Genomic DNA, 15,526 nt, shown 5'->3' on the forward strand with positions numbered 1-15,526 from the left:
CGGGTGCACTCCGCGGTCCTGTTGATCGAGTTCGGTTCCATCATCCTCGGCCTCGGCCTGCTGGGGCGGTTCGCCGGCCGCTTCCGGCTGTCGCCCATCCCGCTGTACCTGCTGGCCGGGCTCGCCTTCGGCGAGGGCGGCCTGCTGCCGCTCGGCGCGAGCGAGGAGTTCGTCGCGACCGGCGCCGAGATCGGCGTCATCCTGCTGCTGCTGATGCTCGGCCTCGAGTACTCGGCCGGCGACCTGGTCACCAACCTCAAGTCGCACTATCCGGCGGGCCTGGTCGACGGCGCGCTCAACGCCCTGCCGGGCGCGGCGGCGGCGCTGCTGCTCGGCTGGGGTCCGGTGGCCGCCGTCGTCCTCGCCGGCGTCACCTGGATCTCGTCGTCGGGCGTCATCGCCAAGGTCCTCGGCGACCTGGGCCGGGTCGGCAACCGGGAGACCCCGGTGATCCTCAGCGTCCTCGTGCTGGAGGACCTGGCGATGGCGGTGTACCTGCCGATCGTGACGGCGCTGGTGGCGGGGGCCGGGCTGCTCGCCGGCAGCGTGACGCTGGCGATCGCGCTGGGCGCGGCCGGGCTGGTCCTGTTCGTGGCCGTGCGCTACGGACGGGTGATCTCCCGGTTCGTCTCCAGCGACGACCCCGAGAAGCTGCTGCTCGTGGTGCTGGGTCTGACGATCCTGGTGGCGGGCGTGGCGCAGCAGTTGCAGGTGTCCGCCGCGGTGGGCGCCTTCCTGGTGGGCATCGCCCTGTCCGGGGAGGTCGCGGAGGGGGCGCACACCCTGCTCAGCCCGTTGCGCGACCTGTTCGCCGCCGTCTTCTTCGTCTTCTTCGGGCTGCACACCGACCCGGCGAGCATCCCTCCCGTGCTGCTGCCCGCCCTGGCGCTGGCCGTCGTCACCGCCGCGACGAAGATCGCCACCGGCTACTGGGCGGCCCGCCGCGCCGGCATCTCCGCCAAGGGCCGCTGGCGCACGGGTGGCGCCCTGGTGGCGCGCGGCGAGTTCTCGATCGTCATCGCCGGCCTGGCGGTGAGCGCGGGCATCGAGCCGTCGCTGGGACCGCTGGCCACCGCGTACGTCCTGATCCTGGTCGTCGTGGGCCCGCTGACCGCGCGCTACACGGAACCCGTCGCGACCTGGTGGACGGGCCGCGCCGCCCGCGAACGGCCGCAGTCGAAGGTGCGGCGGGAAACGCCGGAGGGGGCGTCGGAGGGAGCATCGGAAGGGGCAACGGAGGGAGCGTCGGTGCGGGACTGAGGGGTTCCGGTACCGGGCCGAGGCCTCGGCGCGAAACCCAGGGCGTCAGCGGGCGGCGCGAGGACGGTGCGGCAGCGAGGGCGGGACGGCAGCGGCACGAGGACAGTCCGGCAGCGGCGCGAGGGCGGGCCGACACGTCGGCCGGGCGGCTCGGCTCGGCCGGCGCCCTCCGGGGGTGCGGCGGCCAAGCGGGTGCGACCGTGCTCCACGTCACATCGGGATGTGACCGGAACGTGAAACCCCGCTGCGCGACTACTGGCATGCTCATGCGCAGTTACTCGCCGGTACTACTCGCGGGTATCTCCCTGTCACCCCCCACCCTCAGGACCGACCTTGCGCAGACGCAAGGGGCACACGCGTGCCCTGCTGCCCGCCCTGTCCGTGACCGCCCTCCTCCTCGCGGCGGGCTGTTCCTCGCCCGCGGCGCAGGCCCACCGCCCCGCCTCGGAGCCCAGCCGGACCCGTACCAGTCAGGCACCCGAGGCCACTGACCGCCCGCTCACCGTCGCGGCTGCCTCCGCCGGCACCGCGACCGCCACCGCGAGCCCCGGCGGCTCCGGCGGCCGAGCCCGTCCGACGACGCTTTCCGTCAGCTCGTACGACAGCAAGACCCGGCGTGCGGTCATCTCGCCGGAATCCGGGGCGAGTTCGTCGCCGACCCCCGGCGCCACCCGGACCCCGCGTCCAGCGGCCGTCGGCGACGTCATCGCCAGCACCCCCGCACCCGGTGCCCCGCGCGGACTGCTCGCCAAGGTGACCAAGGTGGTCGGCGAGACCGACGCCGGCACGGAGGTGCAGACCGCGCCCGCCACCCTGGACGCCCTGCTCGGCGACGACACCGCGCGCGGAACGGTGCCGGTCGATCCCGCCGCCTTCGACGTCGACACACTGCTGCCCGACGTCGACGTCTCCTGGACGAAGGCGGGTGACGTCCACGTCGGACCCGAGGGAGCCGAGGTGCCGCTGGGCAGCCTGCGGCTCGACGTACGGGCCGACGTCGCCACCGCCCCGGGCGCCCCCGCGTCGGCCGACGCGTCCGTGTCCGGCTACGTCCAGGTCGCCCCGCAGGTCGACTTCCGGTACGGCGGCCAGGGCACCGGCGCCGCACCCGACTCGGCCTACCTGGGCGTGTCCGGCGACTGGACCTCCGGCTGGGCCCTGAAGGGACGCGCGGCCGCCTCGACCACAACCCCGCTGCGGATCCCGTTCGCCAAGTTGCACGCCGACCCGGTACTCCAGGTCGGCCCGCTCCCCGTCGTCGTGAACCTCGACCTGACCTGCTACTTCCAGGTCAGCGCCGACGGCACCGTCACCGTCGACGTCGAGCAGGACCTCAAGGGCGACTTCGCCGCGGGCGGGACCTTCGGCCCCGATCGGGGCTGGACCCCGGTCAGCAGCGCGGACATGACAAGCACGCCGGTGCGGACCTCCGTGACCGCCGCCGGAAAGGTGAAGGCGGCACTCGGCGCGGAGGCCTCCGTCGGTCTGTACGGCGCCGTGGGCGTCACCGCCGACCTGGCACCGTACGTCCGTGCCGATGCCTCGGGCAGGGTGACGACAGACTCCGCCGACGCCGCCTGGGCCGTGTACGGGGGCGTGGACCTGAGTGGAACCCTGCGTCTCCAGCTGTCCGTCTTCGGCACGCCGGTGTTCCAGCGGAGCATCCCGCTGGGTGCGCTGAACCGGGAGTGGAAGCTCGCGAGCGGCGGCACACCACAGGCGTGAGGCCGCAGGCGAACGCGGCCGCAAGTCCCAGGCAGCGGACGCCACAGCCACAGCGGACGCCGTCACGTCCCGCACGTCAGGCGCCGTCAGGGGCCCACCCCTGGCGGCGCAGCACCGCGGACACGTCCGGCGCCCGGTAGTGCTCGCCCTTGAGGATCTTGCCGTCCGTCCGCCGGGCCACGCGGCCGTCGGGCCCGAGCTTGGTCATGTTGGAGCGGTGGATCTCGGCGAGTACCGCGTCGAGGTCGATGCCGTGCACCAGAGCCGTGCCGTAGGCGACGTAGACGACGTCGGCCAGTTCGTGCGCGAGTCGGTCGAGCGGGCCGGTGACCGCCACCTCGGCGACCTCCGCGGCCTCCTCGGCGAGCAGTTCGCCCCGGTGGGCGGCGAGTCCCGGGGAGACCTCCGTCGGCGTGCTCCGGGCGTCGAGCCCGGTGGCGAGGTGGAATTCACGGACCAGGTCGGCGGGCGATGAACTCATGCCGCGACTCTAGCGATCACCACTGACAGCGCCCCCTGCGAGCCCGGCCTGGCCAGCACCGCCCGCGGGCTGGCAGGATCGCGCGCATGTCCAAGGTGTTCCCCCGTATCGGCAGGCGCCGGGCCCTGCAGGGCGCGGCCGCCGGCGTCGTCGTGCTCGGCCTGCTGCTGTGGTGGCTGCTGCCGCTCGGCGAGGATCCGCCGAGCGGGACGATCAAGTTCAGCACGGGATCGGAAGCCGGGGTCTACCAGGAGTACGGCGAGCGGCTGAAGACGGAGCTCGCCAAGGACATGCCGGACCTGAAACTGAAGCTGGTGCCGAGCGAGGGGTCACAGGCGAACGTCAAGCGCGTGGCGAACGGCGAGGCCGACTTCACGATCGCCGCGGCCGACGCGGTGGAGACGTACGAGCTGAGTCACCCGGCGGCCGCCGACCGGCTGCGCGGTGTGGCCCGCCTGTACGACGACTACGTGCAGCTCGTCATCCCGCCGGGCTCGGACATCCACTCCGTCTCCGATCTGCGGGGCAAGCGGGTGTCCATAGGGCTGCGGGACTCGGGCGTACGGCTGATCGCCGAGCGGGTGCTGCGCGCGGCGGGCATCGACCCGGAGAAGGACATCACGCCCTCGTCGCAGGGCATCGACACCGGTCCCAAGCTGGTGGGGCACGGGATCGACGCGTTCTTCTGGTCGGGTGGGCTGCCGACGGAGGGCCTGAGGACCCTCGCCGAGACCACCGCCTTCCGGTTCGTGCCGATCGACGCCGACCTCGTCGCGAAGGTGCACACCGAGGGCGCCGCCACCCACTACTACCGCGCCACCAACATGCCGGAGTCGGCGTACCCCACCGTCCAGAACGGCGAGACGGTGCCGACGATGGCCGTGTCCAACCTGCTGATGACCCGCAAGGACATGGATCCCCGGCTCACCGAGTGGATCACCCGGACGGTGATCAAGAGCCGCGACGGCATCGGCGCCCACGTCCACTCGGCACAGCTGGTGGACCTGCGCACGGCGATCTACACCGCCCCGCTCTCGCTGCACGAGGGCGCCCGGCGCTACTACCGGTCGGTCAAGCCGTAGCGACGGCGCCCCGGCCGCGGCCCGTGCCCGCCGGGCGGCGTCACGGCCTCGACCTGGGCACCGCCACCGTCACCCGCAGCCCCCGCGGCTCGTGGTGGTCGTAGGAGATCGAGCCGCCGCCCGCCGCCAGCAGAGACCGGGAGATGGCCAGGCCCAGGCCGGAGCCCTTGATGTTCTGGTGGCGGCCGCTGCGCCAGAAGCGGTCGCCGACCCGGGCGAGCTCGTCGTCGGTCAGACCCGGGCCGTTGTCGGTGACCACCACGGTCGAGGTGCCGCCCTGCGAGGCGACCACGACCTCGACCTTCTCGTCCTCCGGCGTGAACTTCACCGCGTTGTCGATCACCGCGTCCAGGGCGCTGGACAGGGTGACCGGGTCGGCCCAGGCTGTGGTCGGCGGGCAGGTGCCCACCAACCGGACCCCCTTGGCCGCGGCGGTCGGCGACCAGGCGGCGACGCGCTCGGCGGTCAGCGCGCCGATGTCGGTGACCCTGAGGTTCGCCTCGGTGTGCTCGGCCAGCGCCAGATCGAGCAGGTCGTCCAGAACCTCCGCCAGTCGCTTGCCCTCGGTGCGGACCGAGGCGATCTCCTCATTATCCTCAGGCAGTTCGAGGGCGAGCAGTTCGATGCGCAGCAGCAGCGCCGAGAGCGGGTTGCGCAGCTGGTGGGAGGCGTCGGCGACGAAGGCGCGCTGCTGCTCCAGCACGTCCTCGACGTTGTCCGCCATCTCGTTGAACGACCGGGCCAGGCGCCGGAGTTCCGGCGGTCCGCCGGCGGCGGCGACCCGGGACTTGAGCCGTCCGGTGGCGATGTCGTGGGTGGTGGCGTCGAGGACGCGCACGGGCCTGAGCACCCAGCCGGTCAGCCGCAGGGCTGCCCCGACGGCCAGCAGCATCGCGGCGATCTCGCCGGCGCCGACGACCAGCCAGCCGCGCAGGGTACGTGAACGCATCGGCCCGGTGGGCGAGTCGGTCACGACGACCGCGATGACGTCGCCGTCCCTGATGACCGGCGAGGCGACGACGAGACGGTTGCGCTGCCAGGGCCACACCTGCTTCGGGTCCTGGCTGCGGCGGCTGAGCAGCGCCTCCTTGAAGGCGTCGCGCACCTCGCCCGTTCTGGGGAGGAACCAGGTGGCCGGCGCGTTGGCCATGGGGGTGTCGCCGGTGTAGAAGACACCGACGCGAATGCCGTAGACCTCGTAGTAGCTGGAGAGTTCGTTGCTGAGGGTCTTCAGGCGTTCGGTGCCGCTCTGCGTGTCGTCGACGAACTGGGCGAGGGCCGCGAAGAACGCCGTGTCGTCGATCCGGTCGACGACCACCTTCTGCTGCTGGGCGGCGGCCACGCTGACCGCGAGCGGGACGCCGAGGGCGAGCAGCATGGCCGCCATCAGGACTATGAGCAGCGGGAGAAGACGTGTGCGCACCCGTACCCGCTACGCCGCCGGGGCGACGAGCCGGTAGCCGACGCCGCGCACGGTCTCGATCAGGGCCGGCATGCGCAGCTTGGCGCGCAGGGACGCGACGTGCACCTCCAGGGTGCGCCCGGTCCCCTCCCAGCTGGTCCGCCACACCTCACTGATGATCTGTTCCCGGCGGAAGACCACGCCGGGTCGCTGGGCGAGCAGGGCCAGCAGGTCGAACTCCTTGCGGGTCAGCTGGACCACCGCACCGTCCACGCTGACCTGGCGGGTGGGCAGCTCGATCGTGACGGGACCGAGGCGCAGCGCCGTGTCCCCGCCCGCTCCGGCGTCCTCGTGGACGGTGCGCCGGCTGACGGCGTGGATGCGGGCGAGCAGTTCTCCCGTGTCGTACGGCTTCACGACGTAGTCGTCGGCGCCGAGGTTGAGGCCGTGGATGCGGGAGCGGACGTCGGAGCGCGCCGTGACCATGATCACCGGGATGCTGGTGCGCTTGCGGATCTTGCCGCAGACCTCGTAGCCGTCCTGGTCGGGCAGGCCCAGGTCGAGGAGGACGACACCGAAGCCGGCGCCCTCCGGTACCAGCGCCTGAAGCGCCTCCTCGCCGCTGCGGGCGTGCGTGACCTCGAACCCGTGCCGCGCCAGGACCGCGGACAGAGCGGCGGCGACGTGGTTGTCGTCCTCAACGAGGAGGAGTCTCATCCCGGCCCCCTTCGGTTCATCGGTCGTACCCTGGTCATGGGTATACCTCGCGAGCACGCGCGCGTGCACCAAGGCAGTCACGCTGATGGACGCCGACGAGTCAAGTGGGTTCCGGTCGCGCCGGACTTCCGTTACCCGGCCGATACGCGGCCCGGCAACAAGTGCTACAACACGTGTCCGATTGCTATCGGATCGTGATGCTCAGATTCCCCTCAGATGTAATGACGCTGGTCCGACGGGATCACTAGTGTCCTCCGCAACCGAGGAGGACGGAGCCCTAGAGCGATGACCGAAGTATCGGTGGCCAAGGAAGACATGGCCGCGACCGGCGAACTGGTCGTCCTGAAGAGCGTCAACAAGCACTTCGGCGCGTTGCACGTACTCCAGGACATCGATCTGACGATCTCCCGCGGCGAGGTCGTCGTGGTCATCGGGCCCTCCGGGTCCGGGAAGTCCACCCTGTGCCGCACCATCAACCGTCTCGAGACGACCGACTCGGGCACGATCACGATCGACGGCAAGCCGCTGCCCCAGGAGGGCAAGGCGCTGGCCAGGCTGCGCGCCGACGTCGGAATGGTCTTCCAGTCCTTCAACCTCTTCGCGCACAAGACCGTGCTGGAGAACGTGATGCTGGGCCAGATCAAGGTCCGCAGGACCGACAAGAGCAAAGCCGAGGAGAAGGCCCGCGCCCTGCTCGACCGGGTCGGCGTGGGCACGCAGGCCGACAAGTACCCGGCACAGCTCTCCGGCGGCCAGCAGCAGCGCGTCGCCATCGCGCGGGCGCTCGCCATGGATCCCAAGGTCATGCTCTTCGACGAGCCGACCTCGGCGCTCGACCCGGAGATGATCAACGAGGTGCTGGAGGTCATGCAGCAGCTCGCCCGTGACGGCATGACCATGATCGTCGTCACCCATGAGATGGGTTTCGCCCGATCGGCTGCGAACCGAGTGGTGTTCATGGCTGACGGTCGCATCGTCGAAGAGGCTGTGCCGGACCAGTTCTTCAGCAATCCGCGCAGCGACCGTGCGAAGGACTTCCTCTCGAAGATCCTTCACCACTGACCGTCCGCCCCTTCCGTCTCCGACGGCCCGCATCCCTTCATCACCCAAAGGATGTTCAACATGAAGCTCCGCAAGGTCACCGCCGTCTCCGCCGCCGTGTTCGCCCTCGCCCTGTCCGCGACCGCGTGCGGTGGCGACGACAGCAAGGACTCCGACTCGGGCTCCAGCGGTGGCGGCAAGATCAAGGTCGGCATCAAGTTCGACCAGCCGGGCCTCGGCCTGAAGCAGCCGGACGGGTCCTTCGCCGGCTTCGACGTGGACGTGGCGACCTACGTGGCCAAGCAGCTCGGCTACAAGCCCGACCAGATCGAGTTCGTCGAGACCAAGAGCGCCGACCGTGAGAACGCGCTCGCCCGCGGCGACGTGAAGTTCATCGCGGCCACCTACTCGATCAACGACGAGCGCAAGCAGAAGGTCGACTTCGCCGGCCCCTACCTGCTGGCCCACCAGGACCTGCTGGTCAAGAAAGACTCGGACATCACCAAGGCCACGGACCTCAACGGCAAGAAGCTGTGTTCCGTGACCGGTTCCACCTCGGCGCAGAACATCCACGACAAGATCGCCCCGAAGGCCCAGCTGAAGGAGTACAGCGGCTACTCGGAGTGCATCGCCGCCCTGCAGAGCGGCGCCGTCGACGCGGTGACCACGGACGACTCGATCCTCGCGGGCTTCGCCGCGCAGGACAAGTACAAGGGTCAGTTCAAGCTCGCCGGTCTCAAGCTGAGCAACGAGAACTACGGCGTCGGCGTCAAGAAGGGCGACACCGCGACCGTGAACAAGATCAACGCCGCCCTCGAGAAGATGGTCAGCGACGGCGCGTGGCAGAAGGCGGTCGACACGAACTTCGGCCCGGCGAACTACAAGAGCGAGCCCGCGCCGAAGATCGGCAACATCGTCCCGTAGCGCGGGGCTCCGGCCAAGCAAGCGCAGGATTCCATGGGGCGCTGCCGCCCGTCGCGATCGGGGCGGCGGCGCCCCATGCCCTCCACGTACGCCACACACCCGGAAGCGCGGGAGATCGTGTTCGACTTTCTTGATGGTTACGACGTCCTCGGGGCGTTCTGGATGACGGTGAAACTCACCGCCCTCTCCGCCCTCGGCTCCCTGGTCTGGGGCACCCTGCTGGCCGCGATGCGGGTCAGCCCGGTCCCGCTCCTGCGCGGGTTCGGCACCGCCTATGTGAACATCGTCCGGAACATCCCCCTGACCGTCATCATCGTCTTCTCCTCGCTCGGTCTGGCCGACATCTTCGGCGTCACGATGGGCGCGGCCGACGACTTCAAGGTGCAGGGCTTCCGCCTGGCGGTGCTCGGCCTCGTCGGCTACACCTCCGCCTTCGTGTGCGAGGCGGTCCGCTCCGGCATCAACACCGTGCCCGTCGGGCAGGCCGAGGCGGCACGCGCCATCGGGCTGAGCTTCAGCCAGGTGCTGCGGCTGATCATCCTGCCGCAGGCCTTCCGCGCGGTCATCGGCCCGCTGGCCAACGTCCTGATCGCGCTGACCAAGAACACCACCGTGGCGGCCGCGATCGGTGTCGCCGAGGCAGCCACCCTGATGAAGAAGATGATCGAGAACGAGGCCCAGACGCTCGCCATCGGCGCGGTCTTCGCCTTCGGGTTCGTGGTACTGACTCTGCCGACCGGGCTGCTCCTCGGCTGGCTGAGCAAGCGACTGGCGGTGAAGCGATGAGCTCCGTTCTCTACGACACTCCCGGCCCCCGCGCCAAGCGGCGCTATGTGCTCTTCTCGCTGGGCTTCGCCGTCCTGTTCGCCCTGTTCCTGTGGTGGATCTGGCAGACCATGGACGACAAGGGCCAGCTGAAGTGGGCCCTGTGGGAGCCCTTCACCACCTCGCAGGCCTGGACGACCTATCTGCTGCCGGGCCTCGTCAACACGCTGAAGGCCGCGGCGATCTCCATGGTGATCGCCCTGCCGCTGGGCGCGGTCTTCGGCATCGCGCGCCTCTCCGACCACCGCTGGGTGAGGGGCACGGCGGGCACAATCGTCGAGTTCTTCCGCTCGATCCCGGTGCTGCTGCTGATGCTCTTCGCCAACGAGCTCTACGTCCGCTCCACGGACGTCAGCAGCGAGGACCGGCCGCTCTACGCGGTCGTCACCGGCCTGGTCCTCTACAACGCCTCGGTCCTGGCCGAGATCGTCCGCGCCGGCATCCTCTCCCTGCCCAAGGGACAGTCGGAGGCCGCGATGGCGGTCGGGCTGCGCAAGGGCCAGACGATGAGCAGCATCCTGCTGCCGCAGGCCGTCACGGCCATGCTGCCGGCCATCGTGAGCCAGCTCGTCGTCATCGTGAAGGACACCGCGCTGGGCGGCGTGATGCTCGCCTATCCCGAGTTGCTCAACGAGCGCAGCACGCTGGCGGCCAACTACGCCAACGTCGTCCCCAGCTTCATCGTGGTGGGGATCATCTTCATCATCCTGAACTTCATCCTCACCAGCTTCGCCAGCTGGCTCGAGGCGCGGCTGCGGCGCAGCAAGAAGAGCACGGGCGCGGTCCTCAGCGAGGACACGGTGGAAGTCAACCCCGCGGCGGTGCGCGGCGGCTTCGGGTCCGGTGCCGGCGGCGGGATCTGATGATCAGTCAAGTGACATGAGACACGGAGGCAGTGGCATGATCGCCACTGCCTCCGTCGCTTGACGCAAGCAGCGGCAATGGGTTGCATACGTTCTGTGATCGTGCACCCTGCTCCAACTTCCTGTTCACCCACGTCCCACCGGACGTCACCGCGGGCAGGGGGCGCCGCGCCGTGGACCCGGTGATCGTCGTCGGGGCGGGGCCCGTCGGGCTCACGCTCGCCCTCGCGCTGGCACGCCAGGAGGTGCCGTGCGTCGTCCTCGACGAGGGCCCGGGCAAGGACGAACCCCGCCCGGCCCGAACCGTCGTCCTGCGCGAGGACACCGCCGCCCTCGTCGAGCGGCTGACGGGCGTGTCACTCGCGGAGGCCGGCTCCCGCTGGGCCGGATGGCGGTCGATGCGCCGCAAACAGGTGATGCGCGAGATCACGTTCGACGTCACGGACCCGGGCGCACCGCACACCGACCCCGTCACCTCCCCGCACACCGACCCCGCGCCCCTGCACATCGCCCAGCACGTGCTGACCGGGATCCTGCGCGGGGCGCTGGCCGCCGAGCGGCTCGTCAAGGTCGCCGTGAACAGCCGGCTCGACGCGGTCGAGCAGGAGCCCTCGGGCGTCACCGCCCACACCCGCGGCCCCAACGGCACCTGGTGGCGCGGTAGTTATCTGGTCGGCTGCGACGGCCCGCGCTCGACCGTGCGCAAGCTCCAGGACATCCGCTTCCCGGGCCGTACGGCGGTGGAGCGCCACGCCGTCGCCGCCCTGCGCACGGAGCTCCCCTGGCCCGGCGAGGCCTTGCTCCACCGGATGCCGCCGTGGCGGACAGCAGGCCCGTCGGCCGGGGAGGTCACCGGGCGCCCGCTGCCCGACGGCGTGTGGCGCCTGGACTGGCTGCTGCCGCCGGGCAAGGACCTGGTCACGCCCGAGCTGCTGGTGTCCCGCATCCGGGAGACGCTGGCGGGCTGGAGCGGGGGGACCACACCGCCGTACGAACTCCTCGACACCGGCGTGCACACCGTGCACCACCGGCTGGCCCGGCGCTGGCGCGTGGGCCGGGTCTTTCTGGCCGGGGACGCGGCCCATCTGCTCGGTGCGCTCGGCACCCAGGGGCTCGACGAAGGGCTGCGGGACGCCGACAACCTCGCCTGGAAACTGGCCCTGACCTGGCACCACGGGCCGCACGAGGCACTCCTCGACAGTTACCAGGCGGAGCGCCGCGCGATCGTCGCCGGGCGGCTGCGCGCCGCCGACCAGGCGCTGCCCGTGCTGCGGGGCAGTGGAGGCCCCCTGTCGTACGTCCGCGGCTCCGCCAAGGGCAACGACGCGCTGTTCGCGGACGGTCACCTGGGGCGCGGCGTCCTGGGCACGCCGGGGGCGTACGCCGACTCGCCGCTCGCACCCCAAGACCTCGAGGGTGAGACCCCCGTGGACACCCTGCCCGGCGCCCCGGTCACGGACGTGCGGGTCACGGCGGAGGACGGCTCCTTCGTACCGCTGCGGGACCGGCTCGGCCGCGGCGCGCTGCTCGTGGTGCTGATCGCGCCGGGCACCGGCGTGTGGGAGCGCAAGCACTGGGTGACCGCCGGCATCATGCCCCGGCTCGCGGCAGCCGTCACAGCCCTGCCGCACCCCGCCGAACTGCTGGTCGCCGAGACCTACCCCGGAGCCGCCCCGCACACCGTCCTGCTCGTCCGGCCCGACGGTCACCTCGTCACGGCGCTCACCGGCGTACGCCCGGCCGATCTGTACGCGGCGGCGGAGGCCACCCTCGGCGGACCGGCCATGACCGGGGCGGAGGCTACCGCCGGTTCCCACTGAACCGCCCTACTCACCGTCACCGGACTGTCCACATAGTGACGGTGAGTTGACCGGTTTCCGCCACCATGGTGTACTCCGGATCGTGACCGACACCTGTGTGCGCCTGTGGCGGAGGGTCCATATGGACCTCGTCCGCTATGCGGGCTGCGTGTGTCGCCCGTCCTGCTGAATTCGCATCCCTCTCCTTTTCTTGGCCCGCGCGCCGCTTTCCTGCTGCCGCGCGTGCTCGCGAACGCTCCTCAGGACGGTGCCCGTGTCTTCATCCCCCGCTGTGTCCGTCGCGGTTTCCGCGCCGACCCAGGCCGACCTCCTCGACTTCGTACGGCGTACGGCCGCCGACACCGAACTCGTCTCCTCACTCCCGCTCGACCCCGAGGGCCGCACCTGGGTACGGCTGGAGGGGCCCGGCGGCAGCGAGGCCTGGCTGATCGGCTGGCCCCCCGGCACGGGCACCGGCTGGCACGACCACGCCGAGTCGGTCGGCGCCTTCATCACCGCGACGGGTGAGCTCAAGGAGAACTCGCTCGCCGCCCGGCTGCCCGCCGACGGCTGGAAGACCCTGGAGCTCAGCGACGGCGTGGACCGCGAACGCCGACTGCCGCCCGGCAAGGGGCGCGCCTTCGGCCGGCACCACGTGCACGAGGTGCTCAACGAGTCCCCCGACCGCCACGCCGTCTCCGTCCACGCCTACTACCCACCCCTGCCGCAGATCCGCCGCTACAGCCGCAGCGGCCCGATCCTGCGCCTGGAGCAGGTCGAACGCCCGGAGGACTGGCAGTGAGCGGCGCGAGCCGACGACCGGCGACAACAGCGAGCGGACCGGGCGAGCAGCGCGTGCCGGCAAGCGGCCGCGACGACCAGGTGACGGTAGTGAGCCAGAGGAACGGACGCCCGGTGGCGGCGACTGACGCAGAGACGGCGGGCGCCACCGGCGGCCCGGCGGCGGCGGTCGGCGGTGGAGGTGAACCTCCGGTGGCGGCGAGCGGCGTGGGCGAACCGCCGTCGGGGATCGACGACTTGCTGGACCGGGTGCGCGCGGGCTACGAGCGGATCGAGCCGGGGGAGGCGTACGCGGCCGCTCAGCGCGGTGAGGCGCTCCTCGTCGACATCCGCTACGCGGCCCTGCGTGAGCGCGACGGCCTCGTTCCCGGCGCCCTCGTCGTCGAGCGCAACGAGCTGGAATGGCGCCTCGACCCGCGGGGCAGCCACCGCGCTCCCGAGGCGACGAGCCACGACCTGCGCGTCGTCGTGATCTGCAACGAGGGATACGCCTCCAGCCTCGCCGCCGCGTCCCTGCACCAGTTGGGGCTGCATCGGGCCACCGACCTGGTCGGCGGCTTCCAGGCGTGGAAGGCGGCGGGGCTGCCGGTGGCGTCGTAGCCGAGTCAGAACCCGCCGTCCCCGAGGTGCTCCGTGTCCTCGCCCTCCTGCTCCAGTGCCTGCCGGACCACGCGCAGGGCCAAGCCCTCGGAGTAGCCCTTGCGGGCGAGCATGCCGGCGAGGCGGCGCAGCCTCTTGTCACGGTCGAGGCCCCGGGTGGAGCGCAGCTTGCGGGCGACGAGCTCTCGCGCCGTCGCCTCCTCCTGTTCGGAGTCGAGCTGCGAGACGGCCACGTCGATCAGCGTGGAGTCGACACCTTTGGTCCGCAGTTCCTGTGCCAGCGCGCGCCTGGCCAGTCCCCGGCCGTGGTGCCGGGACTCCACCCAGGCTTCCGCGAAGGCCCCGTCGTTGATCAGGCCGACCTCCTCGAACCGCGACAGCACTTCTTCGGCCGCGTCCTCCGGAATCTCCCGCTTGCGCAGCGCGTCCGCGAGTTGCTTCCGCGTGCGCGGGGTCCCGGTGAGCAGGCGCAGGCAGATCGCCCGTGCCCGCTCGACCGGGTCCCCTGGGGGCTCCCCCTTCTCGGCCCTCGACGAGGAGGAGGGGCCTCCGTCCTCACCGGACGGTTCCCCGAAGTCACGTCGCCGACGCCCCCGCCCACCACGTGGGCCGCCCTCGCCGCGTGACCTACGGTCCCCACGGAGCCGATCGCCACTGCCCGCCCCCTCCTCGGGGTACAGGCCGGAGGCTTCGTCACCGTGGTGCCGTCCGGCGTCTTCCTCCGGGCGGCGGTCCGCCGCTTCACCGCGGCTCGAGCCGCCGTCGGGCCCACCGCCGCCGTCCCGGGCGAAGCCCCCGCGCTCTTCGCTCCCCCGCTCCTGCGGGGCACCCGGGTAGGCGGTGTACTCGGCCCAGTCGGTTCGCCGTGTCACGGATCAGCTCTTGGCCGCCGCGGCCTTGGTCTTGGCCGTCTTGGCCGCCGCCGGGGCCGGCACCGTCTTCACGGCGTCGTCCGCGGGGGTGGAGACCGCGGCGTCGGTGCCCGGCTCCGCGGCCGGATCCTGGGGCCGTACGCCGACGCCCAGCTTCTCCTTGATCTTCTTCTCGATCTCGTTGGCCAGGTCGGGGTTGTCCTTCAGGAAGTTGCGCGCGTTCTCCTTGCCCTGGCCGAGCTGGTCGCCCTCGTACGTGTACCAGGCGCCCGCCTTGCGGACGAAGCCGTTCTCCACGCCCATGTCGATCAGGCCGCCCTCGCGGCTGATGCCCTGCCCGTAGAGGATGTCGAACTCGGCCTGCTTGAAGGGCGGGGCGACCTTGTTCTTGACGACCTTGACGCGGGTGCGGTTGCCGACCGCGTCCGTGCCGTCCTTCAGCGTCTCGATGCGGCGGATGTCGAGTCGGACCGAGGCGTAGAACTTCAGCGCCCGGCCACCGGTGGTGGTCTCCGGGGAGCCGAACATCACGCCGATCTTCTCGCGGAGCTGGTTGATGAAGATCGCCGTGGTCTTGGACTGGTTGAGCGCACTGGTGATCTTCCGCAGCGCCTGGCTCATCAGACGGGCCTGCAGACCGACGTGGCTGTCGCCCATCTCGCCCTCGATCTCCGCCCGCGGGACGAGCGCGGCGACGGAGTCGATGACGATGAGGTCCAGGGCACCGGAGCGGACCAGCATGTCCACGATCTCCAGGGCCTGTTCGCCGTTGTCCGGCTGGGACAGGATCAGGTTGTCGATGTCGACGCCGAGCTTCTTCGCGTACTCGGGGTCGAGGGCGTGCTCCGCGTCGATGAAGGCCACCTGGCCGCCGGCCTTCTGGGCGTTCGCCACCGCGTGCAGCGTCAGTGTCGTCTTACCGGAGGACTCCGGGCCGTACACCTCCACCACACGGCCGCGCGGCAGGCCGCCGACACCGAGGGCGACGTCGAGTGCGGTCGACCCGGTGGGGATGACCTCGATGGGCTCGTTCGGCCGCTCACCGAGACGCATCACGGCGCCCTTGCCGAACTGCCGTTCAATTTGTGCGAGCGCGGCGTCCAGGGCCTTCTCGCGGTCGGTTCCTGCCATGGG

At 71.2% G+C, this 15,526-nt stretch carries 16 protein-coding genes; 11 read left to right on the plus strand and 5 right to left on the minus strand.

What is annotated here, in order from left to right; translation table 11 throughout:
- Positions 1-3 precede the first annotated feature (3 nt).
- Positions 4-1,260: a cation:proton antiporter gene (locus tag OG985_RS14600; RefSeq protein WP_371668760.1), complete on the plus strand. Its 1,257-nt coding sequence runs from the start codon at positions 4-6 to the stop codon at positions 1,258-1,260.
- 333 nt (positions 1,261-1,593) lie between these two features.
- Positions 1,594-2,985 (plus strand): hypothetical protein, encoded by a 1,392-nt coding sequence (locus tag OG985_RS14605; RefSeq protein ID WP_371668761.1) that lies wholly within the window; start codon positions 1,594-1,596, stop codon positions 2,983-2,985.
- A 76-nt stretch (positions 2,986-3,061) separates the two neighbouring features.
- On the opposite strand, the gene OG985_RS14610 is transcribed toward OG985_RS14605, so the two are convergent.
- Entirely contained in the window at positions 3,062-3,466 is a 405-nt protein-coding gene (locus OG985_RS14610) for a MazG nucleotide pyrophosphohydrolase domain-containing protein (RefSeq protein WP_371668762.1), read from the minus strand.
- 86 nt (positions 3,467-3,552) lie between these two features.
- Between OG985_RS14610 and OG985_RS14615 the strand changes: the two genes are divergently transcribed.
- Positions 3,553-4,548 carry a TAXI family TRAP transporter solute-binding subunit gene (locus OG985_RS14615; RefSeq protein WP_371668763.1) on the plus strand — a complete coding sequence of 332 codons (996 nt, stop codon included), beginning with the start codon at positions 3,553-3,555 and terminating at the stop codon, positions 4,546-4,548.
- Between the two features lie 40 nt (positions 4,549-4,588).
- Here the strand turns inward: OG985_RS14615 and OG985_RS14620 are convergent, their stop codons facing one another.
- Positions 4,589-5,971 carry an ATP-binding protein gene (locus tag OG985_RS14620; protein WP_371668764.1) on the minus strand — a complete coding sequence of 461 codons (1,383 nt, stop codon included), beginning with the start codon at positions 5,969-5,971 and terminating at the stop codon, positions 4,589-4,591.
- Between the two features lie 9 nt (positions 5,972-5,980).
- Complete coding sequence (locus OG985_RS14625) at positions 5,981-6,667, minus strand: response regulator transcription factor (protein ID WP_371668765.1); 687 nt, start codon at positions 6,665-6,667, stop codon at positions 5,981-5,983.
- Between the two features lie 285 nt (positions 6,668-6,952).
- Between OG985_RS14625 and OG985_RS14630 the strand changes: the two genes are divergently transcribed.
- The 8 genes from OG985_RS14630 to OG985_RS14665 all read left to right on the plus strand — a co-directional run bounded on the left by OG985_RS14630 (position 6,953) and on the right by OG985_RS14665 (position 13,520).
- A complete protein-coding gene (locus tag OG985_RS14630) occupies positions 6,953-7,729 on the plus strand; it encodes an amino acid ABC transporter ATP-binding protein (protein ID WP_371668766.1) in 777 nt (258 codons plus the stop codon).
- A gap of 60 nt (positions 7,730-7,789) precedes the next feature.
- Positions 7,790-8,632, plus strand: coding sequence for a glutamate ABC transporter substrate-binding protein (locus OG985_RS14635; protein ID WP_371668767.1), 843 nt, complete (start codon positions 7,790-7,792; stop codon positions 8,630-8,632).
- A 117-nt stretch (positions 8,633-8,749) separates the two neighbouring features.
- A complete protein-coding gene (locus OG985_RS14640; protein WP_371674373.1) occupies positions 8,750-9,418 on the plus strand; it encodes an amino acid ABC transporter permease in 669 nt (222 codons plus the stop codon).
- The gene (locus OG985_RS14645) at positions 9,415-10,320 is read left to right on the plus strand and encodes an amino acid ABC transporter permease (RefSeq protein ID WP_371668768.1); all 906 of its coding nucleotides are present in this window, start codon (positions 9,415-9,417) and stop codon (positions 10,318-10,320) included. The genes OG985_RS14640 and OG985_RS14645 overlap by 4 nt, the downstream gene beginning before the upstream one ends.
- 173 nt (positions 10,321-10,493) lie before the next feature.
- On the plus strand, positions 10,494-12,140 hold the full coding sequence (locus OG985_RS14650; RefSeq protein WP_371668769.1) for an FAD-dependent monooxygenase: 1,647 nt from the start codon (positions 10,494-10,496) through the stop codon (positions 12,138-12,140).
- 97 nt (positions 12,141-12,237) lie between these two features.
- Positions 12,238-12,309: a putative leader peptide gene (locus tag OG985_RS14655; protein ID WP_309544753.1), complete on the plus strand. Its 72-nt coding sequence runs from the start codon at positions 12,238-12,240 to the stop codon at positions 12,307-12,309.
- A gap of 84 nt (positions 12,310-12,393) precedes the next feature.
- Complete coding sequence (locus OG985_RS14660) at positions 12,394-12,921, plus strand: cysteine dioxygenase (RefSeq protein WP_371668770.1); 528 nt, start codon at positions 12,394-12,396, stop codon at positions 12,919-12,921.
- A 191-nt stretch (positions 12,922-13,112) separates the two neighbouring features.
- Positions 13,113-13,520, plus strand: a complete 408-nt coding sequence (locus OG985_RS14665; RefSeq protein ID WP_371674374.1) for a rhodanese-like domain-containing protein — start codon at positions 13,113-13,115, stop codon at positions 13,518-13,520.
- A 5-nt stretch (positions 13,521-13,525) separates the two neighbouring features.
- On the opposite strand, the gene recX is transcribed toward OG985_RS14665, so the two are convergent.
- Together recX and recA are read right to left on the minus strand one after the other, a co-directional pair.
- Positions 13,526-14,392: a recombination regulator RecX gene (gene recX / locus OG985_RS14670; protein WP_371668771.1), complete on the minus strand. Its 867-nt coding sequence runs from the start codon at positions 14,390-14,392 to the stop codon at positions 13,526-13,528.
- A gap of 3 nt (positions 14,393-14,395) precedes the next feature.
- A complete protein-coding gene (gene recA / locus OG985_RS14675; RefSeq protein ID WP_371668772.1) occupies positions 14,396-15,523 on the minus strand; it encodes a recombinase RecA in 1,128 nt (375 codons plus the stop codon).
- Between the last annotated feature and the right edge of the window lie 3 nt (positions 15,524-15,526).

The sequence above is a fragment of the Streptomyces sp. NBC_00289 genome, assembly GCF_041435115.1.
GTDB lineage: Bacteria > Actinomycetota > Actinomycetes > Streptomycetales > Streptomycetaceae > Streptomyces.